The organism is Streptomyces sp. SLBN-31, from assembly GCF_006715395.1.
GTDB lineage: Bacteria > Actinomycetota > Actinomycetes > Streptomycetales > Streptomycetaceae > Streptomyces.
The window spans coordinates 2,800,286-2,823,215 of record NZ_VFNC01000001.1; the positions used below are offsets into that span (position 1 = coordinate 2,800,286).

At 72.6% G+C, this 22,930-nt stretch carries 24 protein-coding genes; 11 read left to right on the plus strand and 13 right to left on the minus strand.

Going from position 1 to position 22,930, the window contains the following annotated elements; translation table 11 throughout:
* The gene (locus tag FBY22_RS12850; RefSeq protein WP_142145182.1) at positions 1 to 708 is read left to right on the plus strand and encodes an SDR family oxidoreductase; all 708 of its coding nucleotides are present in this window, start codon (positions 1 to 3) and stop codon (positions 706 to 708) included.
* On the opposite strand, the gene FBY22_RS12855 is transcribed toward FBY22_RS12850, so the two are convergent.
* From FBY22_RS12855 to FBY22_RS12865, 3 genes are read right to left on the minus strand one after another with little or no spacing between them, the layout of a single operon-like run.
* Positions 675 to 1,472 (minus strand): GntR family transcriptional regulator, encoded by a 798-nt coding sequence (locus FBY22_RS12855; RefSeq protein WP_142145184.1) that lies wholly within the window; start codon positions 1,470 to 1,472, stop codon positions 675 to 677. The two genes, FBY22_RS12850 and FBY22_RS12855, sit on opposite strands and share 34 nt — an antisense overlap.
* Positions 1,465 to 2,631 carry an acyl-CoA dehydrogenase family protein gene (locus FBY22_RS12860; protein WP_142145186.1) on the minus strand — a complete coding sequence of 389 codons (1,167 nt, stop codon included), beginning with the start codon at positions 2,629 to 2,631 and terminating at the stop codon, positions 1,465 to 1,467. The genes FBY22_RS12855 and FBY22_RS12860 overlap by 8 nt, the downstream gene beginning before the upstream one ends.
* 56 nt (positions 2,632 to 2,687) lie before the next feature.
* Positions 2,688 to 3,869, minus strand: coding sequence for a CaiB/BaiF CoA-transferase family protein (locus FBY22_RS12865; protein WP_260844818.1), 1,182 nt, complete (start codon positions 3,867 to 3,869; stop codon positions 2,688 to 2,690).
* Positions 3,870 to 4,009: 140 nt separating this feature from the next.
* Between FBY22_RS12865 and FBY22_RS12870 the strand changes: the two genes are divergently transcribed.
* Positions 4,010 to 4,261 (plus strand): hypothetical protein, encoded by a 252-nt coding sequence (locus FBY22_RS12870; protein ID WP_186363010.1) that lies wholly within the window; start codon positions 4,010 to 4,012, stop codon positions 4,259 to 4,261.
* 64 nt (positions 4,262 to 4,325) lie between these two features.
* Here the strand turns inward: FBY22_RS12870 and FBY22_RS12875 are convergent, their stop codons facing one another.
* Positions 4,326 to 5,567 (minus strand): MFS transporter, encoded by a 1,242-nt coding sequence (locus FBY22_RS12875; RefSeq protein ID WP_142145190.1) that lies wholly within the window; start codon positions 5,565 to 5,567, stop codon positions 4,326 to 4,328.
* Between the two features lie 184 nt (positions 5,568 to 5,751).
* Between FBY22_RS12875 and FBY22_RS12880 the strand changes: the two genes are divergently transcribed.
* Complete coding sequence (locus FBY22_RS12880; protein ID WP_142145192.1) at positions 5,752 to 6,672, plus strand: LysR family transcriptional regulator; 921 nt, start codon at positions 5,752 to 5,754, stop codon at positions 6,670 to 6,672.
* 578 nt (positions 6,673 to 7,250) lie between these two features.
* Here FBY22_RS12880 and FBY22_RS12885 read toward each other — a convergent pair.
* Positions 7,251 to 8,462, minus strand: a complete 1,212-nt coding sequence (locus FBY22_RS12885; protein WP_142145194.1) for an MFS transporter — start codon at positions 8,460 to 8,462, stop codon at positions 7,251 to 7,253.
* Between the two features lie 168 nt (positions 8,463 to 8,630).
* Positions 8,631 to 9,089, minus strand: coding sequence for a MarR family winged helix-turn-helix transcriptional regulator (locus tag FBY22_RS12890; RefSeq protein WP_142145196.1), 459 nt, complete (start codon positions 9,087 to 9,089; stop codon positions 8,631 to 8,633).
* Positions 9,090 to 9,236: 147 nt separating this feature from the next.
* On the opposite strand from FBY22_RS12890, the gene FBY22_RS12895 reads away from it, so the two are divergent.
* Positions 9,237 to 9,770: a 2'-5' RNA ligase family protein gene (locus FBY22_RS12895; protein ID WP_142145198.1), complete on the plus strand. Its 534-nt coding sequence runs from the start codon at positions 9,237 to 9,239 to the stop codon at positions 9,768 to 9,770.
* A 19-nt stretch (positions 9,771 to 9,789) separates the two neighbouring features.
* The gene (locus FBY22_RS12900; RefSeq protein ID WP_142145200.1) at positions 9,790 to 10,143 is read left to right on the plus strand and encodes a hypothetical protein; all 354 of its coding nucleotides are present in this window, start codon (positions 9,790 to 9,792) and stop codon (positions 10,141 to 10,143) included.
* A gap of 31 nt (positions 10,144 to 10,174) precedes the next feature.
* Here FBY22_RS12900 and FBY22_RS12905 read toward each other — a convergent pair whose 3' ends face one another.
* Positions 10,175 to 11,191, minus strand: a complete 1,017-nt coding sequence (locus FBY22_RS12905) for a helix-turn-helix domain-containing protein (protein WP_142147578.1) — start codon at positions 11,189 to 11,191, stop codon at positions 10,175 to 10,177.
* Between the two features lie 475 nt (positions 11,192 to 11,666).
* Positions 11,667 to 12,641, minus strand: a complete 975-nt coding sequence (locus tag FBY22_RS12910) for an alpha/beta hydrolase (RefSeq protein WP_142145202.1) — start codon at positions 12,639 to 12,641, stop codon at positions 11,667 to 11,669.
* Positions 12,642 to 12,856: 215 nt separating this feature from the next.
* Here FBY22_RS12910 and FBY22_RS12915 point away from each other — a divergent pair, with 215 nt between their 5' ends.
* Positions 12,857 to 13,738 carry an LLM class F420-dependent oxidoreductase gene (locus FBY22_RS12915; RefSeq protein WP_142145204.1) on the plus strand — a complete coding sequence of 294 codons (882 nt, stop codon included), beginning with the start codon at positions 12,857 to 12,859 and terminating at the stop codon, positions 13,736 to 13,738.
* 8 nt (positions 13,739 to 13,746) lie between these two features.
* Here FBY22_RS12915 and FBY22_RS12920 read toward each other — a convergent pair whose 3' ends face one another.
* A complete protein-coding gene (locus FBY22_RS12920) occupies positions 13,747 to 13,941 on the minus strand; it encodes a hypothetical protein (RefSeq protein ID WP_142145206.1) in 195 nt (64 codons plus the stop codon).
* A gap of 118 nt (positions 13,942 to 14,059) precedes the next feature.
* Between FBY22_RS12920 and FBY22_RS12925 the strand changes: the two genes are divergently transcribed.
* The gene (locus FBY22_RS12925) at positions 14,060 to 14,965 is read left to right on the plus strand and encodes a LysR family transcriptional regulator (protein ID WP_142145208.1); all 906 of its coding nucleotides are present in this window, start codon (positions 14,060 to 14,062) and stop codon (positions 14,963 to 14,965) included.
* A 124-nt stretch (positions 14,966 to 15,089) separates the two neighbouring features.
* Here FBY22_RS12925 and FBY22_RS12930 read toward each other — a convergent pair whose 3' ends face one another.
* A complete protein-coding gene (locus FBY22_RS12930; RefSeq protein WP_142145210.1) occupies positions 15,090 to 15,653 on the minus strand; it encodes an NAD(P)H-dependent oxidoreductase in 564 nt (187 codons plus the stop codon).
* A gap of 100 nt (positions 15,654 to 15,753) precedes the next feature.
* Here FBY22_RS12930 and FBY22_RS12935 point away from each other — a divergent pair, with 100 nt between their 5' ends.
* Positions 15,754 to 16,434 (plus strand): TetR/AcrR family transcriptional regulator, encoded by a 681-nt coding sequence (locus FBY22_RS12935; RefSeq protein ID WP_174267133.1) that lies wholly within the window; start codon positions 15,754 to 15,756, stop codon positions 16,432 to 16,434.
* A 329-nt stretch (positions 16,435 to 16,763) separates the two neighbouring features.
* Here the strand turns inward: FBY22_RS12935 and FBY22_RS12940 are convergent, their stop codons facing one another.
* Both FBY22_RS12940 and FBY22_RS12945 read right to left on the minus strand, forming a co-directional pair.
* Positions 16,764 to 17,897 (minus strand): NAD(P)/FAD-dependent oxidoreductase, encoded by a 1,134-nt coding sequence (locus FBY22_RS12940; RefSeq protein WP_142145212.1) that lies wholly within the window; start codon positions 17,895 to 17,897, stop codon positions 16,764 to 16,766.
* Positions 17,898 to 17,934: 37 nt separating this feature from the next.
* Positions 17,935 to 18,606 (minus strand): TetR/AcrR family transcriptional regulator, encoded by a 672-nt coding sequence (locus FBY22_RS12945; RefSeq protein ID WP_142145214.1) that lies wholly within the window; start codon positions 18,604 to 18,606, stop codon positions 17,935 to 17,937.
* Between the two features lie 161 nt (positions 18,607 to 18,767).
* On the opposite strand from FBY22_RS12945, the gene FBY22_RS12950 reads away from it, so the two are divergent.
* From FBY22_RS12950 to FBY22_RS12960, 3 genes are read left to right on the plus strand one after another with little or no spacing between them, the layout of a single operon-like run.
* Positions 18,768 to 19,814, plus strand: coding sequence for a LacI family DNA-binding transcriptional regulator (locus tag FBY22_RS12950; protein WP_142145216.1), 1,047 nt, complete (start codon positions 18,768 to 18,770; stop codon positions 19,812 to 19,814).
* Positions 19,815 to 19,831: 17 nt separating this feature from the next.
* The gene (locus FBY22_RS12955) at positions 19,832 to 21,010 is read left to right on the plus strand and encodes a 4-hydroxybenzoate 3-monooxygenase (RefSeq protein ID WP_142145218.1); all 1,179 of its coding nucleotides are present in this window, start codon (positions 19,832 to 19,834) and stop codon (positions 21,008 to 21,010) included.
* Positions 21,011 to 21,038: 28 nt separating this feature from the next.
* Positions 21,039 to 22,475, plus strand: coding sequence for a benzaldehyde dehydrogenase (locus FBY22_RS12960; protein WP_142145220.1), 1,437 nt, complete (start codon positions 21,039 to 21,041; stop codon positions 22,473 to 22,475).
* 24 nt (positions 22,476 to 22,499) lie between these two features.
* Here the strand turns inward: FBY22_RS12960 and trxA are convergent, their stop codons facing one another.
* A complete protein-coding gene (gene trxA / locus FBY22_RS12965; RefSeq protein WP_142145221.1) occupies positions 22,500 to 22,886 on the minus strand; it encodes a thioredoxin in 387 nt (128 codons plus the stop codon).
* Between the last annotated feature and the right edge of the window lie 44 nt (positions 22,887 to 22,930).

The following is a 22,930-nucleotide window of genomic DNA, read 5'->3' on the forward strand; positions in this document are numbered from 1 at the left end:
ATGACGACAACACTCATCACCGGAGCGAACAAGGGTCTCGGCCGCGAGACCGCCCGCCGGCTCGTCGCCGCGGGGCACACCGTCTACGTCGGCGCCCGGGACGCGGAGCGCGGCCGCCGGGCCGCGGAGGAACTCGGCGCCCGTTTCGTGCAGCTCGACGTCACCGACGACGCCTCCGTCGAGGCGGCGGTCAAGACCGTCGAGGCCGCCGGCGGCCTCGACGTGCTGATCAACAACGCCGGAATCGAGACCCGCACCGACGACAACAGCGTGCCGGTCGCCGAGACCGTGACCGCCGACCACATGCGCACCACCTTCGAGACCAACGTCTACGGCGTGGTGCGGGTTCTGCACGCCTTCCTTCCCCTGCTGCGGCGCTCGGCCGCCCCGGTCGTGGTCAACGTCAGCAGCGGCCTGGCCTCGCTGACCAACCTCTCCGACCCCGCTCACCCCGCCCACTTCTACCCGGGCGTCGCCTACCCGACGTCCAAGGCGGCGGTCAACATGCTCACCGTGCAGTTCGCGAAGGCGTTCCCGGACATACGGATCAACTCCGTGGAACCGGGGTTCACCAAGACGGACCTGAACGGCAACACCGGCACCCAGAGCGTCGAGCAGGGCGCCGAGGTCATCGTCCGCATGGCGCAGATCGGCCCGGACGGCCCGACCGGCGGCTACTTCGACGTCGACGGGCCGCTGCCCTGGTGAGTCACGGGTGAACCGGCCGGGGCACCGCTGCGTCGCAGCCGTACGCGATACGAGTAGTGCTCCGGCAGGAAGTGGCTGACGGAGAGCTCGACCTGCTGCCCGCCGACCGTCCGGTAGACGCGGTCGATGCGCAGCAGGGGGCGGCCGGGTGCGCAGCCGAGGTGCTCGGCGAGGTCCGCCGTGGCCTCGGCGACCGTGATGCTCTGCTCGGCCTCGGCGATCGGTTCCGGCAGCCGCTGGTCCAGCAGGCCGATGACGGTGAAGGCGTGCGGTCTGCCCGGAAGCGTCAACTCCTCGACCGTTTCCAGGAGTCGGCCGACGGCGGGCGGCAGCCAGACCGACGTGTGGCAGAACGCGACGTCCTCGTGGAGCCGCAGGAACGCCAGCTTGTGCACCCGGTCGGTGGGCAGGCCGAGGCGGCCCGCCACGTCGACGTCCACCCGGCGGTGCAGCGGTGTGACGACGTCCATGCGGGTGTCGATGGACAGCCCCATCAGGTCGTCGACCGAGCCGAACTGCCGTAGGTACTGCTCCTCCCGGGGGGTCGCGAACGTGCCGCGCCCCGGCACCCGGTACACCAGCCCCTCGGCCACGAGGTCCTGGAAGGCCCGCCGTACGGTCTGGCGGCTCACCCGGTACGTCTCGGCCAGCTCGGCCTCGGTGGGCAGCCGCACCCCCTCGGGATGCTCGTGGCGCAGGATCGACGTCCGCAGCCGGTGGGCGAGCCGGACGTACGCGCTCTCCCGCTGCGGCCGCTCAGCCATCGAGGCCGCCCCGCGCCACCAACTGGGCGGCGATGACGTTGCGTTGGATCTCGTTGGTGCCCTCGCCGACGATCATCAGCGGGGCGTCCCGGAAGTACCGCTCGACGTCGAACTCCGTCGAGTAGCCGTAACCGCCGTGGATCCGGACCGCGTTGAGCGCGATCTCCATCGCCGTCTCGGACGCGAACAGCTTGGCCATCCCCGCCTCCATGTCCACCCGCCGTCCGGCGTCCGCCTCCCGGGCCGCGAACAGGACCAGCTGGCGGGCCGCGGTGAGCTTGGTCGCCATGTCGGCGAGTAGGTTTCCCACGGACTGGTGGCGCCAGATCGGCTTTCCGAAGCTCTCCCGCTCCTGGGCGTGGCGCAGCGAGTCCTCCAGGGCGGCCCGCCCCACGCCCAGCGCCCGGGCGGCGACCTGGAGGCGGCCGGTCTCCAGCCCCTTCATCATCTGCGCGAATCCCTGTCCCTCCGCGCCGCCCAACAGGGCGTCCACCGGCACCCGGTGGTCCTCGAAGGACAGCTCGCAGCTCTCCACCCCCTTGTACCCGAGCTTGGGCAGGTCCCGGGAGACGACCAGGCCGGGACCGTGCTCGGCCAGCAGGACCGAGACGCCCGCGTGGCGCGGCCGGGCGGCAGGGTCGGTCTTGCACAGCAGCGCGATGAGGCCGGCGCGGCGGGCGTTGGTGATCCAGGTCTTCGCCCCGTCGACCACGTACTCGTCGCCCTCGCGGCGCGCGACGGTCGTCATGGCCTGCAGGTCCGAACCGCCGCCCGGTTCGGTGAGGGCCATCGTCGCGCGGATCTCCCCGGTGGCCATCCGGGGCAGGTACCGCCGCTTCTGGGCCTCGGTGCCGTACGACAGCAGCAGTTTCGCCACCACGGTGTGCCCGCCCATCGCCCCGGCCAGGCTCATCCAGCCGCGCGCCAGCTCCGCGGTGACCAGCACGAAGCAGGGCATGGAGACCGGGTTGCCGCCGTACTCCTCGGGGATCGCCAGCCCGTAGACGCCGAGTTCCTTCATGCGCTCGATGAGGGCCTCGGGATAGGTGTCGGTGTGCTCCAGCTCCCGCACGACGGGTCTGACGTCCTTGTCGACGAACTCGCGCACGGTCCGTACGACGAGCCGTTCGTCGGCGGAGAGGATGTCCAGGACGCTCATCGGCGGGTCTCCACATCATCCGGAACGGCGGCGGTGCTCGGGGTCGTCGAGGCGGTTCAGACGACGGCGTCGGCGCGCAGTGCCTCGATGTCGGCGCGGGTAAGGCCGAGTCCGGCGAGGATCGCGTCGGTGTGCTCGCCCACGTCCGGTACGGGGTCCATGCGGGCGGGCAGCCCCGCGAGGTCGGCCGGCGGAACCAGCGCCTGGACGGTGGCGCCGGGCACGGCCACCTCCTGCCAGCGTCCGCGCTCCGCCAGCACCGGGTGGTCGAGGAACGCGGCGACGTCGTTCACCCCGGCGCAGGCGATGCCGATGCCCTCCAGGTCCTTGAGGATCTCCTCGGCGTCGGAGCGGGCGAGGCGCTCGGCGACGATGGCGTTCAACTCGTCCCGGTGCGCCACGCGTTGGGATCCCGTGGCGAAGCGCGGGTCGTCCGTCAACTCCGGCCGCCCGAGGAACCGCCCGCACAGGGCCGCCCATTCGCGCTCGTTCTGGATGGAGAACAGCACCTGCTTGCCGTCGGCGGTCGGGAAGGCGCCGTAGGGGGCGATCGTGGGGTGCTGGGTGCCGAGGCGGGCGGGCTGACTGCCGCCGTAGCGGGTGTAGTTGGCCGGCTGGCCCATCCACTCGGCCAGCGCCTCGAACAGGGACACCTCCACGGGGTGGACCCGCCCGGTCGTGGCCCGCGTGTACAGGGCGGTCAGGACGCCGGTGTACGCGTACATCCCGGCGGCGATGTCGGCGACGGAGATCCCGACCCGGGCGCTCTCCTCGGGCGTCCCGGTCAGCGACACCAGGCCGGTCTGGCACTGCACCAGCAGGTCGTAGGACTTGCGGTCGGCCCACGGGCCACTGGTGCCGTAGCCGGAGATCGTGCATGGGATGAGCCGCGGATACCGATCGGCCAGCGCGTCCACGCCGAGGCCGAGCCGGCCCGCTGCGCCCGGCGCCAGGTTCTGCACCAGCACATCAGCGTCGGCGAGGAGTTGGTGCAGGATCTCCATCCCGCGCGGGTCCTTCAGATCCAGGGTGAGGGACTCCTTGGAGCGGTTGAGCCACACGAAGTAGCTGGAGTGGCCGTGCACGGTGGTGTCGTAGCGGCGGGCGAAGTCGCCCTCACCCGGACGCTCCACCTTGATCACGCGGGCGCCGAGGTCGGCGAGCTGACGGGTCGCGTAGGGCGCGGCCACGGCCTGTTCGAGGCTGACCACGGTGATGCCGGACAGGGGGAGTCGCACGGTCGGCCTCCGGGTTGGGTCCGGCAATTTGTACGGCCAAATCCGCGGACCTGTCAACGACGGACACCATCGTGGACCTGCGGAGGGCGCACAGCGCCGCATCCGCACGATGCGCGGGCTGTGTACGCGACAATGCGGCAATGGACGTCGAGGGCTACCCGGGGCTGGTGGTGCACGGCCCGCTGCTGATCCTGGTGATGCTCGAACTCCTCCGCCGACGGCAGCCGGAACGGCCCGCGCGCTCCGTCTCCTACCGGCTGCTCAAGCCCGTCTTCTGCGGGGAGCGCCTCCTGGTGTGCGGTGGCCCCGAGGGCGCGGGAGCGACGGCGGCAATGCGCGTCGCGAGCCACTGTGAGGACGCCCACGCCCGGGCGGAGGTGGGCTTCGACTGAGTCCCCGACCGGCGCGCCGGGGTCACCCCTGCGTCCCCGACCGGCGCCGGCGGAACCCCTGCCGTCAGGCCGCTTCCTCCGCGCGCAACCGCGCGGCGGCCGGCGAGGTGTCGATCCGTCGGGGGAGCAGCAGTGGTGTGACCAGTACCAGTACCCCGGCGATCGCGATCGCCGTGCGGGGTCCGGTCAGGCCGGCCAACAGGCCCCACAGGGCCGTCATCGCGGCGGTCGTCGCCTTGTTGGTGACCGACCACGCGGAGAGCGTGCGCGCCACCCGGTCCGCGTCCGTCTGCCGCAGCCGCGTGGTGGCGTACACCGGGTTGAAGACGGCACAGGACGTGATCACGCCGAGTTCCACGGCCATGACGAGTACCAGTCCGGCCGTGCCCGGCCCGACGAAGGCCAGGCCGATCGGCCAGCACGCGCGCAGCCACCCCGAGGTGAGCAGCACCCGCCGCTCCCCGAAGCGCGGCACGAGCCGGCGGGCCAGCCGTGAGCCGATCAACCCGCCGACGCTCGGTACGGAGAACGCCAGACCGTACTGCCAGGCCGAGAACCCGAGGTCACCGACCATCAGCACGGCGAGCAGCGGGGCCGACACCATGATCAGGGCGTTGTAGAGCGCCGTGTTGAGGAACAGCGGGCGCAGCACCGGATGGGCCAGGATGTACCGCCAGCCTTCCAGCAGCCCACCGGCCGGCGCCGGGCCCGTGCGTACGGGGGGAGTCTCGGTGCCGCCGATCGCGCGGATGCCGACGGCCGACAGCAGGAAGCTGACCGCGTTGGCCAGTACGGTCATGACCGGCCCGAACACGCCCATCGCGGCCCCGCCCAGTGGCGGCCCGAGGATGGTCGCCGTCCACTGCGTCGCCTCGAACCGCGCGTTCGCGGCCAGCAGGTCCTCCGGCGGCAGCAGCGACTTGACGAAGGCCCCGCTCGCCGCCGTGAAGCCGATGTCGGCCGCGCCGACGACGACCGCCACAACCAGCAGTTGTACGAAGGTGAGGGCGTCGAACGCGTAGGCGGCCGGAACGGTCAGCAGCGCCAGGCAGCGGACCAGGTCCATGGCCATCATCACGGGCCGCTTGCCACGGAACTCCATCCACGGCCCGAGCGGCGTCGCCACCACCGCGCCCACCGCCAGCCCGGCCGCGGACAGCACCGCGACCTCGGTCGCCCCCGCGTGCAGCACGATAACCGCGATCAGCGAGAACGCGTCGAAGGCGAGCCAGGTGCCGAGCGCGCTGACGGCGTACGCGGCCCACAGCCACTCGAACCGCCGCCCCAGCGATCGCCCGCCCCGCATGCCCGTCTCCCAGCCCCGCCCGAATCCGACCGGCGCCATCAAAGCCGCTCACAGCGCCCGGGAGCAAACAACCGACACACCGGGCTCGCGACAACCGGTGGTTGTGGACGGGCGCGGTCCGCGGCAACCTCTGGTGGTGGGCGGGCGCTCGGTGTCGCGCCGCCCGACGCTGTAGAAAAGGGCCGTGGATCTCGACGCAGTACGCACCTTCGTGGCCGTCGCGGACGCCGGGCAGTTCCGGGAGGCCGCCCTCACCTTGGAGATCACCCAGCAGGCCGTCTCCAAGCGGGTCGCCGCGCTGGAACGGGACCTCGGAGCGCGCCTGTTCACACGGACCGCCCGAGGCGCCCGGCTCACCGTGGACGGACAGGTCTTCCTGCCGCACGCCCTCGACCTCCTGCGGGCCGAGGAACGGGCCGCGGCCTCGGTGAGACCGGGGCGGCGCGCCCTGCGCGTCGACGTGATCGGCCGCCGCCTGGCACCTGCCGACCTGGTACGGGACTTCCACCAAGCGCACCCGGAGGCCGCGCTCGACGTCGTGACCCTCTTCGACGCCGACACGGCGATCTCCGCCGTGCGCTCCGGCACGATCGACACGTCCTTCCGGGCCCTCACGCTCCCCGCACGCCGGCTGCCCGACGGGCTCGCCGCGGCCCGTGTCCACGACGAGCCCCTGGAGCTCCTCACCGGCCCCGGGCACGCGCTCGCCGCGGCCGGCGCCGTCACCCCCGCCCAGCTGGCCGGGCACCGGATCTGGATGCCCGGCAACGTCGCCGGCACCGAATGGGCCGCCTTCTACGACGACCTGGGTGCGGCCTTCGGTTTCACCATCGAGGTCACCGGTCCCGACTTCGGCACCGAACCGCTCCTCGACACCATCGCCGACTCCCCGCACCTGGCGACGTTCGTCGGCGTGCAGACCCGCATGGTCTGGCCGGCCGGCCACGGCCTGCGCCGCATCCCGCTGCGCGATCCCACGCCCGTCTACCCGCACTCGCTGATCTGGCGCGCCGACAACCCGCACCCCACCCTGGCCGCCCTCCGCGCCCACCTCGGCACCACCCGGCAGAGCGAGGACACGTGGACTCCGAAGTGGGCCCGCTGAGCCCCCGGCCATGGCTTCCGGCGCGTCCCGCGCGGTGCCGACCCGGTTGTGGTTCCCCGCGCTGAGCCGGCGCGGCCATCGCCACCCGCGCATCCCCCGTGGCCCCGGCCCAGCCGCAGTTCCCACGCATCCGGCGCAGGGGCTCTGGGCACGGCTTCCCGCGTTTCTCGCACGGAGCCGGCTTGATCACGATTCCCTGCGAGCCGGCGTGGCCTTCGCGTCCGGCGTGGATCCCGGTCCGGTCGCGGTTTTCCTGCGGATTCGGTGTGGCTCTCGCGTCCGGCGTGGATCCCGGTCCGGTCGCGGTTTTCCTGCGGATTCGGCGCGGCCTTCGCGTCCGGCGCGGAGCCCGGCCCGGTCACGGTTCCCGCGCGGAGTCGGCCCCGTAAAGGCTTCCCGCGCATCCCGTGCCGAGGCTCCGTGGTCGCGGCTCCCCGCGTATCCCGCGCCGAGCCGGCCTGGCCACGGCTTCCCGCATCCCGGGCGGAGCCGGCCCGATCGCGGCCCAGCGCAGAGCCGGCCCGGTCATCGCTCCCTCCGCACCCCCGCACCCGCACCCGCGCCCGCGTCGGGCGTGGTCAGTGGCGTGCCGGGACGGCGGCGCTCTCGGCCGGGGTCGAAGCCGCCACGACGCGGCCGGTCGAGCGGGTGCGGCGGTCGAGGAAGGCGGCGAGGAAGGACAGGAGCAGGGCGCTGCCCGTGAGGAGCGCGCCGACCCAGTTGGGGGAGGTGTAGCCGAACCCGGCGGAGATGACGACGCCGCCCAGCCAGGCGGCCAGCGCGTTGCCGAGGTTGAAGGCGCCGATGTTCGCGGCGGACGCCAGCGTCGGCGCGGCAGAGGCCTGGTCGAGCACCCACTTCTGCAGCGGCGGCACGGTGGCGAAGCCCAGGGCGCCGACCAGGGTGAGGGTGATCGCCGCGAGCACCTTGTCGTGCGCGGTCGCCGTGAACACCAGCAGCGTCAGGGACAGCGCGCCGAGGGCGGTGAACAGCATCGGCATCAGGGCCCGGTCGGCGAACCGGCCGCCCACCAGGTTGCCAAGGAACATCCCGGCCCCGAACAGCACCAGCAGCCAGGTGACCGCGCCGGCCGAGTAGCCGGCGACCTCCGTCATCATCGGCGTGATGTACGTGACCGCGGCGAAGACTCCGCCGAAGCCGAGGACGGTCATCGCCATCGCGATCCAGACCTGCGCGTTGCGGAAGGCGGCGAACTCCGTACGGACCGTGGCGGACTCCGGGCGGCCCGCCTCCGGAACCAGCTTGGCCACCCCCAGCAGACCGGCGATGCCGAGTACCGCGACGGCGGCGAACGTGACCCGCCAGCCGGCGGCCTGACCGATGTACGTACCCAACGGCACTCCCACCACATTGGCCACGGTCAGTCCCGTGAACATCAGGGAGATCGCGGAGGCCTTCTTCTCGGGCGCGACCAGTCCGGCCGCGACCACGGACCCGATGCCGAAGAACGCGCCGTGCGCGAGGGAGGCGACCACTCGGCCGGCGAGCATGACGCCGAAACTCGGCGCGAGGGCGGACAGGGCGTTGCCCACCACGAACAGGCCCATGAGGAACATGAGCATCTTCTTGCGGGACACCCTGGTGCCCAGCACGGTCAGCAGGGGAGCGCCGAGGACGACGCCCAGGGCGTAGCCGGAGACGAGCAGGCCGGCCGTGGGGATGGAGACGCCGAAGTCCCCCGCGACCTCGGGCAGCACGCCCATGATCACGAACTCGGTGGTGCCGATCCCGAAGGCCCCTATGGCCAGGGCCAGGAGGGCGAGAGGCATGGAAAGAACCTTCCAGGCGATTGCGTGTGTCGCTTACAAGCGTCGACAATAGTTGCGTGCGCGGGCTAAATGCAAGCGCACGTAAAGCTGAGAGCGGGTAGTGGGTGTGTGCAAGTATGTGGGCACAGCAAAGCCCCCGACGCTCTGCCGCTCGCGGGGGCTGTGATCTCAGGCGGGAACGCGGAGCGTCTCGACCGCCTTGACCAGCGGTGCCAGCTCCGGGTTCCGGGCGGCTTCGTCCAGGGCCTCGCGCAGGGCGGCCTCGTTCGTGGGGCGGGCCTGCTCCAGCAGTTCGAGGCCGGAGTCGGTGACGTTGGTGTAGATGCCGCGCCGGTCCGTGGGGCAGAGGTAGCGGGTCAGCAGCCCGCGGTCCTCGAGCCGGGTGACCAGGCGGGTCGTGGCGCTCTGGCTGAGTACGACGGCGTCGGCGACCTGCTTCATCTGCAGATGGCCGCCCTCGCCGTCGTGCTGCCTGCTCAGCACGTCGAGCAGTGAGTACTCCCGCACGCTCAGACCGTGCGCGGCCTGCAGCGCACGCTCGATGTGGGCCTCGATCCTGCCGTGCAGCAGCGAGAGGGCGCACCAGCCCTGAGCGAGGGCGGTGAGCGCCGGATCTGTCGCGGTCATGGGGCCCTGGTCCTCCGTCCCGAAGTGCCTGCGGTCCAGGATAGGGCACCGATGAAATTGTCGGCTCAAGCACATATTCGGCGTCTGCAATCGATGTGTCGGGAAACCGAGTCGCGTCGACCGGGATCTTGCTGGTACACCCATGGCATGGCAGCCGACGATTCCGACCGCTTCGTACCGGGGCAGACGGCACTCGTCGTGCCCGTACCGGAGGCGGAGCCCGCCGTCCGGAAGTGGCGGGAGCGCTACGACCCCGCCGCCCGGGCCGGTGTCCCGGCACACGTCACCGTGCTCTTCCCGTTCCTGCACGCCTCCCTCGTCGGCCACGGGACCTGCGCCGTCCTCGACGAGATCTTCGGGCGTCACCGGTCCTTCGACGTACGGTTCGAGACCTGCGGACGCTTCCCCGGGGTGCTCTACCTCGCCCCCGACCCCGAACTCCCCTTCCGCCGGCTCACCGAGGCGGTCGTCGACCGCTGGCCCGAAGTCCCGCCGTACGGCGGCAAGTACGAGGCACACCCGCATCTGACGGTCGCCCAGGGGCAGGACGACGCGGTGCTCGACGAGATCGAGACGGGCCTGCGGGGCGCCCTGCCGTTCACCGCACGTGTGCCCACGGTTGATCTTGTGGTGTTCAGCGGCGCGGAGTGGCAGCATCGGGCGTCGTTCGCACTTCGGTAGACACGTCCAGGAGAGCACCATGGCCGGCCCGCGCCCCACGACCACCCTCTGGCGACCCACCGGCCCCAAGGAACTCGACCTGGTCCGCGAACTCAACTGGCGTGCCTGGCCGCCTCGGCTGCCCGAGCAGCCGATCTTCTATCCGGTGCTCAACGAGGACTACGCCGTCAGGATCGCCCGGGACTGGAACGTCAAGCACGACGGCGCCGGATTCGTCACCCGCTTCGAGATCGACTCGGAGTTCGTGAGCCGCTATCCCGTGCGGCAGGCGGGCGGCGAGACGATCCTCGAACTGTGGGTGCCCGCCGGGGAACTCGACGAGTTCAACGCCCACATCGTCGGCGAGATCCAGGTCGTGCACGAGTTCAGGTAGGACGACGACGGCCGCTGCTCGGTGACTTGCGTCAGGGCCGCGCCAAATGCCGCATGGTCAGGGCCAGTTGCAGTCTCAGTCGGCCCTGCGGGGTGCGTAGGGGCCAGCCGAGCAGGTGCTCGGCCTGGGTCAGCCGGTCCTGGAGCGTGGAGTGGTGCACATTGATCTCGGCGGCCGCCGCACGCTGGCTCGCCGTCGTCGCCACGGCGTGCAGGGTGGCGAGCAGTCCGGGCACCGCGGCGGCGGCCGCCTCCACGGCGCGGACGTCGGGCGGCGGCTCCGCGCCCCGCGCCACCAACTCGGCGAGCAGGGCGACGCCTCCGAGCTCATCGGCGTACACCACACGGGGACCGGGGTCCTGCCCGGTGCCCTCGGCGGTGAACCGCAGGGCGGTGCGGGCGGCGGCCCAGGAACGGGCCAGCTCCAGCACCGGGACGGCGGGGCCCACGCCGAGGCGTCCCGCGGGCAGCTCGGCTTCGGCGGCACCCGCCGCCAGGACACGGGGCCGGCCGTCGGACGCGGCGAGCGCACGCAACCGTACGGCGGGATCCGCCGGATCGACCCCCAGCCGGCGTGCCGCGTGCAACCGGGTCGGCTCGGGCGCCGTTGCGTCCAGCAGCATCTCCACCAGCGCCGGATCGTCGGCGGGGGAGGCCGGGGCGCGGCCCCGGGTCCGGTCCAGGACCAGCCGTATCGCACCGGCCGCCCGCTCCAGGATCACCGCGTCGACCACGCTCGGCGGGGACGCCGTCCGCTCCAGCCACAGCACGGGAGCACCGCCGGGCTCCAGCGGCGCGCAGGGCCAGTCCGGGTCCGGCGGGGTCCCGGTGTCAGTGTCGTCGCGCGTGCCGTCCGGCTCCACCCGTACCCGCACCCGCCGATCGGCCTCGACGAGCCGCGCCGCACACCCGGCCAGCACCGCCGCGCCGCGGACCAAGGCCTCCAGCCCGGCCCTGGTCTCGGCCAGCCGATCGAAGTAGGAGATGACCTGCACCGCGGCCCCGGCATCCGGGTCCAGCGCGGTCAGCCGCCCCGCCAGCTCTTTCATACGCACATGGTGCGCCACCCGACGACCACCGCGGGAGCCCCGCGGCCCTTCCGACGCAGGTGACCCGGCGCTTCCCGCCCGGCGCCGACGGCAGACCCCGGTCGGTGCCCCGCGCCAGGGACCGCACCCCCGCCGGCGGGCCGCGCAGGGCCCGCGGATGAGCACCCTCGGTGCACCCACCGTCGCGCCGTACCCGGAGCGCACCGCCCCTGCCGCACCGGCGGGCCGCGCAGGGCCCGCGGATGAGCACCCTCGGTGCACCCACCGTCGCGCCGCACCCGGAGCGCACCGCCCCTGCCGCACCGGCGCCCCCGGTCGGTGCCCCGCGCCAGGGACCGCACCCCCGCCGGCGGGCCGCGCAGGGCCCGCGGATGAGCACCCTCGGTGCACCCACCGTCGCGCCGCACCCGGAGCGCACCATCCCCGCCGCACCGGCGCCCCCGGTCGCGGCATCCTGCGAATCCGTCCCGCCCCCTCAGTCCTTGAGCAGCCTCCGCAACCAGTCCAGGTGGGCGGCGCGGGCCGACCGGGAGAGGGGTGCCTGGGGGGCGAAGCCGTCGAAGCCGTGGAAGCCGCCGGGCCAGACGTGCAGTTCCGCGATGCCGCCGGCCTGCCAGATCCGGGAGGCGTAGGCGACGACCTCGTCCCGGAAGGTCTCGGCGGAGCCGACGTCGAGGAAGGCCGGCGGCAGAGCGGTCAGGTCCTCGGCACGGGCGGGTGCCGCGTACGGGGAGACGTCCGGGCCGCCTCGCGAGGAGCCGAGCAGCGCCGTCCAGCCGGTCTCGTTGGCCGTGCGGTCCCAGACGCCGAGACCCGCCATCTGGTGCGTGGACGGGGTGTCGTTGCGGTCGTCGAGCATCGGGCACATCAGGACCTGGCCGATCAGCAGCGGCCCCTGGCGGTCCCGGGCGAGCAGCGCCAGCGCCGCGCTCAGCCCGCCACCCGCGCTGGCGCCCGCGACGACGATCCGGTCCGGGTCGGCGCCGAGCTCACCGGCGTGCTTTGCCGTCCACACCAGACCGGCGTACACGTCCTCGATCTGCGCCGGGTACGGATGCTCCGGCGCCAGCCGGTACTCCACCGACACCACGACCGCGTCCAGTTCCTTCGCCCAGGCCAGCGGCACGTCCACGCCGACGCGGTTGTTGCCCAGAATCATGCCGCCGCCGTGCACGTGGTAGATCACGGGCCGCGGACCCGCGTCGGCCGCACCCGAGGGGCGGCAGATCAGCAGCGAGATGTCGGGCGCGTCCTCGGGGCCGGGCACTACGCGGTCCTCGACCTCGAAGAAGCCGCCGAGGGTCAGGTCGAGATCGGCCAGCATCTCGATGCCCGGACCCTGGCGCGCCGTCTCGATCTCGTCGGGGGTGATCGACGGGCCCACCACCTCCTTGATGAGTTCCAGCGCGGCGGCCAGCTCGGGGTCGAACGGGGGCGGGACCAGGGTCATGATTCTTCTCCTCACGCACGGCGCGGCGGCTCTGGCTGCCATGATTCACGCACCCCCCACCGCCCCGTCCGCCGCCGCCCGGCGGAACCTGCCCGCCGAACGGCGGGTGCCCGGCCACCGCCCACGCCGACGGACAGGGCGCGCTTGACTTCGAGAGCGCTCGAAGACCTAGCGTCGGCCGCGATGGATGCAGGTCCGGCGAACGGGAGACCGACATGCGGGTGGGCGTACACATCAACCGGTTCGACCACAGCGGCGGCGGGGACGCGCTCGGCTCCGAGCTCGCCGCCGCGGGCGCCGCGGCCGAGGCGGCCGGGGTCAGCTGGCTGTCGGTCATGGACCACTACTTCCAGATGGAGTTCAACGGTGGTGCCGAGGACCCGATGCTGGAGGCCTACACGACCCTCGCCTACCTCGCCGGCCACACCTCCACGGTCCGGCTCGGCGCGCTCGTCACCGGAGTGACGTACCGTCATCCCGGCCTGCTCGCCAAGATCGCCACCACGCTCGACGTGCTGTCCGGCGGCCGGGCCACCCTCGGCATAGGCGCCGCCTGGTACGACCGTGAGCACGAGGGCCTCGGTGTGCCGTTCCCGCCGCTGGCCGAGCGCTTCGAGCGGCTGGAGGAGACCCTGCGGATCTGTCTGCAGATGTGGGACCCGGAAGCCGTCGGGCCCTTCGAGGGCCGGCACTACAGGCTCGCGGAGACCCTGTGCGTCCCGCCGCCGGTCAGCAGCCCGCACCCCGAGATCATGATCGGTGGCGGCGGCGAGAAGAAGACCCTGCGCCTGGTCGCCCAGTACGGCGACGCGTGCAACCTGTTCGCCACCTCACCCGAGGAGGTCCGGCACAAGCTCGACGTGCTGCGCGGGCACTGCGACGCCCTGGGGCGCGACTACGACCGCATCCGCAAGACCATGGCCTACATGGGCGACGCCGCCACGGACGGCGACCTCGACGCGTTCCTGCGGGACATCGGCGGCTACACCAAGCTCGGCCTCGACACGGTGATCCTGGCGCCCCGGCTCGGTGAGACCGCGGCCTGGATGGAGCGTTTCGTCGCCCCGGTCACCGCGCGCCTCGCCGAACTGGACTGAGAGCGCGGTCAGTTCGGACGGCTGCGGGAGACGACGCGCGTGCCGCATCCGTCGACCATCCGGACCTGCAGCGAGCCGCAGGCGCAACGGGTCCACAGCGTGCTGCCGGCGGCCGTGACGTGCCGGGACACCACCCGGAAGGGCTCGGCGCCGTCGGGCCAGCCGCAGTGCGGGCAGGCGGCGGCGCCGGTGGTGCTGGTCATGGCGGCAGACTCCTCGTACCTCGGGGGCGGTTGACCGTCGCGACACAGCCAGGGTGCGGCACGGAATTCGTACACGTCCAGGTTGACTTGTCGGAGCCGACCTTGAAGCCTGGCCTTCATGATTGACCTGCGCCGGCTCCACGTCCTGCGGGCGGTCGCCCACTACGGCACGGTCACCGCGGCCGCCCGCGCGCTGCACTTCACTCCCTCCGCCGCCTCCCAGCAGATCCGGCAACTCGCCCGAGAGCTGGGCGTCGACCTCCTCGAACCGCAGGGACGCGGGGTACGGCTCACCCCGGCCGCCCTGACCCTGCTCGCGCACGCCGACGCCATCCAGGCCCGCTGGGAACAGGCCGAGCTGGACCTGCGCGCCGATCACGCCGACCCTGCCGGACCCCTGCGCGTCAGCGGGTTCCCGGTGGCCGTGTCGGTGCTGCTCGCGCCGCTGGCGGCCCGGCTGCAGGAACGGCATCCGAGGCTGACCGTCCGGGTCCGGGAGGCGGCCCTGCCGGAGAGCTTCGACCTGCTCTTCGAGGGGGAGACCGACCTGGCGGTCGTCGAGGCCACACCGCTCAACCCGCCGCTGAGCGACGCCCGCTTCGACCAACAGGCGCTCCTGGACGACCCGTTCGACCTAGTCGTACCGCAAGAACATCCACTGGCCGGGCGCGAGCGCGTCGATCTCGCCGACGCCGCGCACGAGACGTGGATCGCGCCCGTGCCGGAGAGTCCGTGCCGCCTGCACGTGATGTCGGCGTGCGGCAGGGCCGGCTTCAGCCCCCATGTCGTCCATCACGCCCTGGACTGGAACGTCATCGCCCACCTCGTCGCCAACCGTCTCGGCGTGGCCCTCATCCCACGACTGGCCCACCTCACCCCTCACCTGCCGATCACCCGGGTGCGCTGCACTGGCAACCCCCACCGCAGTCTCCTCACGTGCACGCGCAGAGGCGCCCGTGAACGCCCGGCGGTCGCGGCAGCGCTCGAGGAACTGAACCGACTCGCGCCGACGGCGGTGGCGTGACGGAGGCCGGCGGCCCGCGCGCCGGACGCGCGGACCGGTCGTACGACGAAGGGCCGGGCCGCGTCGGATCCAACCCCGATTGGATCCGACGCGGCCCGGCCCCTGCCGGTCGTGCGGCCCGGTGTCAGGCGGCGACGGCCTCGCCCGCGTGGCCGTGCAGGCGGGCGACGACCTCGGTCAGCTGTGCGGCGACCTCGGCGTCGTCGGCCGGGTGGGTCTCGGCGAAGCGGGTCAGCGAGCCGGGGATGGACAGCTTGAGGTCCTCGATGACCTTGCCGCCGGCGATGCCCACGGCCTTGCGGGCCTCGTCCTGCGCCCACACGCCGCCGTACTGGCCGAACGCGGTGCCGACCACGGCCACCGGCTTGCCACCGAAGGCGCCGGCGCCGTAGGGGCGGGACAGCCAGTCGATGGCGTTCTTCAGGACGGCCGGAATGGTGCCGTTGTACTCGGGGGAGAAGAGCAGGAACGCGTCGGAGGCCTGGGCGGCGGCGCGCAGCTCGGCCGCGGCGGCCGGGACGCTGCCCTCGACGTCGAGGTCCTCGTTGTAGAACGGGATCTCGGACAGACCCTCGAAGATCACGACCTCCGCGCCCTCGGGCGCGAACTTGACGGCCGCCTCGGCGAGCTGGCGGTTGGTCGAACCGGCGCGGAGGCTGCCGACGAGCGCGAGGATACGAACAGACATGCGAACTCCAAAGAAAGCTGAAACGGTGCCGTCATAATCCGGACCGGGGTCCGTTTGATTTCTAGCACCTTAACCGGACTGCGGTCCAGTTTTGTTCCCGATGCTTTACGCTGTCTTCATGTCCGCCTCCGTGCCGCCCTTCCCGGCCTCCCAGGAGCCCGTCGGCGAGGCCGAGTTGTTGCAGCTCGGATCCGTCGGGGACGAGCCCTGCCTGCGTGCCGACGCCGCCCGCAACCGAGCCGCGCTGCTGGAGGCGGCCTCCCGGCTGATCGCCGAGCACGGCGCGGCCGGGGTCACGATGGAGGCGGTGGCCGCGGCGGCCAAGGTCGGCAAGGGGACCGTCTTCCGTCGCTTCGGCGACCGCACGGGTCTGCTGATGGCCCTGTTGGACCACTCCGCGAGGAAGTTGCAGGCCGACTTCCTCGGCGGCCCGCCGCCGCTGGGCCCCGGCGCGCCGCCCCTGGAGCGGTTGCGGGCGTTCGGTGTGGCGCTGCTGTACCGCTCGGCCGAGCAGCTCGATCTCCAGCTGGCCGCGCAGCCCGAGCCGGCCCGCCGGTTCGCTCACCCCTCGATCCGGGCGCTCACGACGCACGTGATGGTCCTGTTGCGGCAGATCGTGCCGGACGCCGACTGCGAACTGCTCGCCCAGGCGCTGCTGGGGTACCTCGACCCCGCGCTGATCCACCACCTGACCAGCCAGCGCGGGATTCCCCTGGAGCGGCTGGAGCGAGGCTGGGTGGACCTCGTCGCCCGCGTGACGGGAACAGAGCCGCCCTGCTGAGCCCGCTCGGTCGTGGGCGGCTGCCGAAGCTGTTGTGCTTAACCGGCTCAGCCTTGGGCGCCTGTCGAGCCGCCTGGCTGAGCGTGCTGCGTCGTCGGCGGCTGCCGCAGCTGCCGTGTTGAGCCGGCTCAGCTGCGGGCGCCTGTCGAGCCGCCTGGCTGAGCCCGCTCGGTCGTGGGCGGCTGCCGAAGCTGTCGTGTTGAGCCGGCTCAGCCTTGGGCGCCTGTCGAGCCGCCTGGCTGGATCCGCTCAGGCGTGAGCCGGGACTGAGCCGCCCCGCTGGGCCTGATCAGTCGTGGGCCGGTGCCGAGCCGCCCGGTGCGGTCCGCTCAGCCGTGGGCGGTGAACAGGTCGGCCAGCCGCTGCGGGGCGTCGGCCCGGAAGAGCGAGTCGCCTTGCCGCGCCGACTCGGCCGCGGACCGCTCGCTGCGTGGGAACAGCTTCTCCTCGTAGGCGGCCAGCGCGGCCTCGGTGTCGCCCGGGTGGGCGGCGAGGGCCAGTCCGAGTTCGGCGCCGTCGAGCAGCGCGAGGTTGGCACCCTCGCCGGCGAACGGGGACATCAGGTGCGCGGCGTCGCCCAGCAGGGTCACGCCCGGGACACGCTGCCAGCGGTGTCCGACCGGCAGCGCGTGGATGCGCCGCGGGACGAGGGCGCCGTCCGCGTCGGCGATCAGAGACCGCAGGCTCTTGTCCCAGTCGGCGAAGTGCTCAAGAACCCTGGCCTTGGCCGCCTCGGTGTCGGTGAAGTCGACACCGTCGAGCCACTCCTCGGCGCTCACCAGCGCGGCGTAGACGTGCAGGCTGCCGTCGGTCTCCCGGTGCGCGAGGAAGCCGCGGCCCTCCCCGAGGGCGAACAGCATGCCGTCGCCGACCACCTCGGCGCTGACCGGGTGACGCAGATCCGCGTCGTGCAGGTCCACCTCGACGAACGACACACCGGTGTAGGCGGGCCGGGCGTCGGAGACGAGCGGGCGCACGCGTGACCAGGCGCCGTCGGCGCCGACCAGCAGGTCCGTGGTGAAGACCGTGCCGTCGGCGAGCGCCACCTCGTGCCGGCCGTCGCCGAGGGGCCGCGCTCCGGTGACCTTGGCGCCCCAGCGGACGGTGCCCTCGGGCAGTGAGCCGAGCAGCAGGTCGCGCAGGTCGCCGCGGTCGATCTCGGGACGGCCCCCGGCGTCGTCGTCCGGCTGGTCCAGGACGACCGTCGCGTCCTTGTCGAGGACCCGTACGGCCTGCCCGCCCTGATGGACGAGGGCCAGGAACTCCTCGTACAGCCGCGCGGCGCGCAGCGCCCCCTGTCCCGAGTCGTCGTGGATGTCGAGCATGCCGCCCTGGACGCGCGCCGTGGGGGAGGCGTCCAGGTCGTAGAGGGCGGCCTCGATGCCGTGCACGTGCAGCACGCGGGCGAGGGCGAGGCCGCCGAGTCCGGCGCCGACGACGGCGATGGGGTGGTGTGTGGTCATGGCCTACTCCTTGGGACGGTTCGGTGCGGCAGGAAGGTCATTCGGGTACGGCGGTGCGCTCGATGCCGGCGATGAGCGTCCGCCGCCCCCAGGCCAGGCGTGTCTCGGGCGTCCCGGACAGGAGCGCGTCGCCCAGGGCGGAGATGCGCGGATGCGTACGTTCCGGGACGTCGCGCAGGGCCCCGCGCAGGGCGTCCCAGTCCTCCTCGGAGGCCGTCTCGGCGTGCTCGGCGGCGGACGCCGTCGCGTGCTGCAGCAGCAGGTCCACACCCCACGCGGCCTGCGCGGGCGGGACACCGCCCTCGTCCAGCAGGGCCAGCAGCGTCTCGATGAGGTTCAGGTAGTGCGGGCCGCTCGGGCGGGCGCTCAGCGCGGAACGGGCCAGGCTCGGGTGCGCGAAGAGCATCTCGGTGTACGAGTCCAGCACCCGCTCCAGACGCTCCCGCCAGTCACCCGCGGCCGGCGCCCGCCCGACGGTGCCGAGCAGTTCGTCCAGGACGGCCGCGTGCAGCTCGGCGGTGTTGCGGACGTAGACGTACAGCGAGGCGGGGCCGGTGTCGAGCTCCTGCGCCAGGCGCCGCATGGTCACCTTCTGCAACCCCTCGGCCCGCAGGATCGCGACGGCGGCGGCCACGATGCCCTCCCTGCTCAGAGCGGGCTTGGCCGGGCGCTCCCGGCGGCTGCGCGGGGTGTCGGATCGATCTGTCATGGCTCCAAGGTAACGAACATGTTCGTTGCGAACAAGTTCGTGACGAACATGTTCCCAAAGTGACCGGACAACGCGCTCCGACGACCTGGCCCGAACTCGCTCTCTACCGACTTGATTGCGAAGTTCCCGCACCCGGATCACGGGCGTCGGGTTCTGCGAAGATGCGGTACGTCATGGTGCAGATACCGAAAACGCCCGCGCCCTCGTCCCCGGCACCACGGCCCGTGCCGACGAGCGCCGATGTGGCCCGCCTGGCCGGAGTCTCGCGCGCGACCGTTTCCTACGTCCTCAACAACACCAGCTCCGTCCGCATCAGCGAGCCCACGCGCCGCCGCGTCCACGAGGCCGCCAAGGAACTCGGATACGTCCCCCACGCCGCCGCCCGCAGTCTGCGCGCCGGGCACAGCCGCATCGTTCTGATGCCCGCGCCCGACGTCCCGGTCGGCCCGCTCTACAGCCAGTTCATCAGCGAGCTGCAGTGGGCGCTCGGCCGCCTGGACTACACGGTCGTGCAGTTCGGTTCCGTCGGTCTGTACGGCGACGAGGCCGTCCGCGCCTGGGCCGAACTGCGGCCCGTGGCCGTGCTGGTGCCCGGCCGGGGTCTCGGTCCGCAGGGCGTGAAGGTACTCAAGGGCTCCGGCGCCCGGGCCGTGGTCACCCTCGGCCCCGAGCCCGTCGACGGCGCCCACGCCCTGCTGATGGACCACGAGGCCGTCGGACACTGCGCGGGCAGCCACCTCCATGACCGCGGCCGGCGCCGCATCGGGGTGATCGTGCCCCGGGAACACGGGCTGGAGTCCTTCTCCGTGCCCCGCCTCAAGGGCGTGCGCGACGCCCTGCACGGCACCACCGCGACCCTCACCGAGCTGCCCCTCGCCTACGAGGAGGACTCGGCCGCGCGCCTCGCCGCACGCTGGCGCGATCTCGACCTGGACGCCGTGTTCGCGTACAACGACGAGTACGCGATGCTGCTGATGCGCGCCCTGCAGGACGAGGGCGTGCGCATTCCGGAGGAGGTGGCCGTCATCGGTGCCGACGACCTCATGCTCGGCCGGCTGCTCAGGCCGCGGCTGAGCACGGTCCACATCGAGCTGCCGTCCGGCCGCGACCTCGCCGAACTGGTCGACCGCGCGGTCCGCGACCCGGCGGCCGCGCCCGAGACGCACAAGGTGCTGGGCGCCACGGTGGTCCGCCGCGACTCCAGCTGACACCACGGGAGGCGCGCATGCGCACGACGGTCGGCATCATCGGCGCGGGCCCAGCCGGACTGCTCCTCGCCCGGCTGCTGCACCGCACCGGCATCGACTGCGTCGTCCTGGAGGCCAGGACGCGGGAGTACGTCGAGCACCGCCAGCGCGCCGGAATGCTGGAGCAGGGCACGGTCGACGCCCTGCGCGAGGCGGGGGCGGCCGACCGCCTGAACGCCGAGGGGCTGGTCCACCAGGGCATCGAGCTGCGCTTCGACCGCGAACGCCACCACATCGACTTCCCCACGCTCACCGGCGGCCGCACCGTCACCATCTACGCCCAGACCGAGATCGTGAAGGACCTCGTCGCCCTCCAACTGGCCGAAGGGCCGCCGCTGCTGTTCGAGGCGGAGGCGCTCGCCATCGAGAAACCGGACAGCGACACGCCCGTCGTACGGTTCGTGCACGAGGGCCGGGAGCAGACGCTCACCTGCGACTGGGTGGCCGGCTGCGACGGCTTCCACGGCATCTCCCGCGCCGCGTTCCCGGCCGCCGCGGGCCGGGCGTACGCGCACGACTACCCGTACTCCTGGCTCGGGATCCTCGCCGACGTGGCCCCGTCCTGCGAGGAGCTCGTGTACGCGCGCGGGGAGAACGGCTTCGCCCTGCACAGCATGCGCTCGACGCAGGTCTCCCGGCTCTATCTCCAGGTCCCCAACGACACCGACCCCGGCGGCTGGCCGGACGACCGCATCTGGGACGAACTCGCCGCCCGCTTCGCCGTCGACGCCGACTGGACCCTGCGCCGCGGTCCCGTCACCGCCAAGTCGGTGACGCCGATGCGCAGCTACGTCCACGAGCCGATGCGCCACGGCCGCCTGCTGCTGGCCGGCGACGCCGCCCACATCGTCCCGCCCACCGGCGCCAAGGGCCTCAACCTGGCCGTCTCCGACGTCCGGGTCCTCGCCCGCGCCCTCGCCGAACTGCACCGCAGCGGCTCCGAGCAGCTCCTCGACCGCTATTCGCAGATGTGCCTGACCCGCGTGTGGCAGGCCACGCGATTCTCGTACGAGATGACTAAGATGTTGCATGCTCAACCAGATGGGGACGCGTTCGAGACCCGACTGCAGCTCGCACGGTTGCGCCGGATCACCGCTTCCCGCCACGCGGCGGCCGAACTGGCCGCGAACTACACGGGACTTCCGCTCATGATCTGAGCCCCCGGTGACGAAACGGAGAGCCGTCATGCCGCTGCTCGACCCGAAAACCTGGCAAGCCCGCCCGCTGTCGGGACCGGAGTACGCCGTCACGGAGCCCGCCACCGGGGACACGCTGGCCACGGTCACCCTCGCCGCCGCCGAGGACGTCGGCACCGCCGCCGAGGCCGCCCGCGTCGCCCAGGCCGAGTGGGCCCGCGTCCCGCACTTCGTCCGCGCGGGCGTCCTGCGCAAGGCCGGCGACCTGTTCGCGGCGCACGCCGACGAACTGCGCGAGTGGCTCGTCCGCGAGTCCGGCTCGATCGCCGGCAAGGCCGACTTCGAGCTGCACGTCGCCGCCCAGGAGTGCTACGAGGCCGCCGCACTCGCCTCCCGCCCGGCCGGACAGATCCTGCCCAGCGAGGCACCACGCCTGTCGTACACCCGCCGCGTCCCGGTGGGCGTCGTCGGCGTGATCTCCCCGTTCAACGCGCCGCTGATCCTGTCCATCCGCTCGGTCGCCCCCGCCCTGGCGCTCGGCAACGCGGTCCTGCTCAAGCCGGACCCGCGGACCGCCGTGTGCGGCGGGCTGTCCCTGGCCGCGGTCTTCGCCGAGGCGGGCCTGCCCGAGGGACTGCTGCACGTGCTGCCCGGCGGCCCCGACGTCGGCCAGGCACTCGTCGCCGACCCCCAAGTGCCGGTCATCTCGTTCACCGGCTCCACCGCCGCGGGCCGCGCCGTCGGTGAGGCCGCCGGACGCCACCTCAAGCGGGTCCACCTGGAACTGGGCGGCAACTCCGCCCTGGTCGTCCTGGAGGACGCCGACATCGACGCGGTGATCTCCACGGCCGCCTGGGGCTCGTTCTTCCACCAGGGCCAGATCTGCATGACGACCGGCCGGCACCTCGTGCACCGGTCGCTGTACGAGGACTACGTCGAGCGCCTCGCCGCCAAGGCCGACTCCCTCGCCGTCGGCGACCCCCATCGCGAACAGGTCCACCTCGGCCCGATCATCGACGACCACCAGCTCACGAAGATCCACGGCCTGGTCGAGGCCAGCACCTCGCACGGCGCCAAGCTGGCCGCGGGCGGCACCCACGAGCGGCTGTTCTACCGGCCGACGGTCCTCGCGGGCGTCGACGACCACACCCCCGCGTACGCCGAGGAGGTCTTCGGCCCGGTCGCGCCCGTACGGTCCTTCGCCACCGCCGACGAGGCGGCGGCGCTGGCCGCGGCGGGCGAGTACGGCCTGTCCCTGGGCATCGTCACCCGCGACACCGGCCGTGGCCTGGACCTCGCCGAGCGGATCCCGACCGGCATCGTCCACATCAACGACCAGACGGTCAACGACGAGGCCGTGGCACCCTTCGGCGGCGTCGCCGCCTCCGGAACCGGCGCCCGCTTCGGCGGCGAGGCCAACCTGGAGGCCTTCACCGACATCCGCTGGACGACGGTACGCGGAGACGTCGCGCCGTACCCGTTCTAGCCGTTCCCCGTCCGCAGGCGGTCGTTACCGGCCGTTCTGCTCGGCCTGCGCCTGCTGCTCGGCGACCGACTTGCGGACCTCGTCCATGTCCAGCTTGCGCGCCTGCCCGATCACGTCCGTCAGGGCGGCCTCGGGCAGCGCGCCCGGCTGCGCGAACACGGCCACCTGATCGCGGACGATCATCAGCGTCGGGATCGACTGGATGCCGAAGGCCGCGGCCAGCTCCGGCTGCGCCTCCGTGTCGATCTTTCCGAACACCAGGTCCGGGTTCTCCTCGGCCGCCTTCTCGTAGACCGGCGCGAACTGACGGCACGGCCCGCACCAGGACGCCCAGAAGTCGATCAGGACGAAGTCGTTGTCCGTGACCGTCTGGTCGAAGTTCTCCTTGGTGAGCTCCACGGTGCTGCTCATGACCTGAATCCCTCTTCCTGCTGTCGGGGCGAAGCCACCGGCAC

Bases quoted from the DNA above. Each gene is read 5' to 3' on its own strand.
- FBY22_RS12850 (WP_142145182.1), top strand. From the start codon at position 1: ATGACGACAACACTCATCACCGGAGCGAACAAGGGTCTCGGCCGCGAG.
- FBY22_RS12855 (WP_142145184.1), bottom strand. From the start codon at position 1,472: ATGGCTGAGCGGCCGCAGCGGGAGAGCGCGTACGTCCGGCTCGCCCAC.
- FBY22_RS12860 (WP_142145186.1), bottom strand. From the start codon at position 2,631: ATGAGCGTCCTGGACATCCTCTCCGCCGACGAACGGCTCGTCGTACGG.
- FBY22_RS12870 (WP_186363010.1), top strand. From the start codon at position 4,010: ATGGACGTCGAGGGCTACCCGGGGCTGGTGGTGCACGGCCCGCTGCTG.
- FBY22_RS12875 (WP_142145190.1), bottom strand. From the start codon at position 5,567: ATGCGGGGCGGGCGATCGCTGGGGCGGCGGTTCGAGTGGCTGTGGGCC.
- FBY22_RS12885 (WP_142145194.1), bottom strand. From the start codon at position 8,462: ATGCCTCTCGCCCTCCTGGCCCTGGCCATAGGGGCCTTCGGGATCGGC.
- FBY22_RS12890 (WP_142145196.1), bottom strand. From the start codon at position 9,089: ATGACCGCGACAGATCCGGCGCTCACCGCCCTCGCTCAGGGCTGGTGC.
- FBY22_RS12895 (WP_142145198.1), top strand. From the start codon at position 9,237: ATGGCAGCCGACGATTCCGACCGCTTCGTACCGGGGCAGACGGCACTC.
- FBY22_RS12900 (WP_142145200.1), top strand. From the start codon at position 9,790: ATGGCCGGCCCGCGCCCCACGACCACCCTCTGGCGACCCACCGGCCCC.
- FBY22_RS12905 (WP_142147578.1), bottom strand. From the start codon at position 11,191: ATGAAAGAGCTGGCGGGGCGGCTGACCGCGCTGGACCCGGATGCCGGG.
- FBY22_RS12910 (WP_142145202.1), bottom strand. From the start codon at position 12,641: ATGACCCTGGTCCCGCCCCCGTTCGACCCCGAGCTGGCCGCCGCGCTG.
- FBY22_RS12915 (WP_142145204.1), top strand. From the start codon at position 12,857: ATGCGGGTGGGCGTACACATCAACCGGTTCGACCACAGCGGCGGCGGG.
- FBY22_RS12920 (WP_142145206.1), bottom strand. From the start codon at position 13,941: ATGACCAGCACCACCGGCGCCGCCGCCTGCCCGCACTGCGGCTGGCCC.
- FBY22_RS12925 (WP_142145208.1), top strand. From the start codon at position 14,060: ATGATTGACCTGCGCCGGCTCCACGTCCTGCGGGCGGTCGCCCACTAC.
- FBY22_RS12930 (WP_142145210.1), bottom strand. From the start codon at position 15,653: ATGTCTGTTCGTATCCTCGCGCTCGTCGGCAGCCTCCGCGCCGGTTCG.
- FBY22_RS12935 (WP_174267133.1), top strand. From the start codon at position 15,754: ATGCTTTACGCTGTCTTCATGTCCGCCTCCGTGCCGCCCTTCCCGGCC.
- FBY22_RS12940 (WP_142145212.1), bottom strand. From the start codon at position 17,897: ATGACCACACACCACCCCATCGCCGTCGTCGGCGCCGGACTCGGCGGC.
- FBY22_RS12945 (WP_142145214.1), bottom strand. From the start codon at position 18,606: ATGACAGATCGATCCGACACCCCGCGCAGCCGCCGGGAGCGCCCGGCC.
- FBY22_RS12950 (WP_142145216.1), top strand. From the start codon at position 18,768: ATGCGGTACGTCATGGTGCAGATACCGAAAACGCCCGCGCCCTCGTCC.
- FBY22_RS12955 (WP_142145218.1), top strand. From the start codon at position 19,832: ATGCGCACGACGGTCGGCATCATCGGCGCGGGCCCAGCCGGACTGCTC.
- FBY22_RS12960 (WP_142145220.1), top strand. From the start codon at position 21,039: ATGCCGCTGCTCGACCCGAAAACCTGGCAAGCCCGCCCGCTGTCGGGA.
- trxA (WP_142145221.1), bottom strand. From the start codon at position 22,886: ATGAGCAGCACCGTGGAGCTCACCAAGGAGAACTTCGACCAGACGGTC.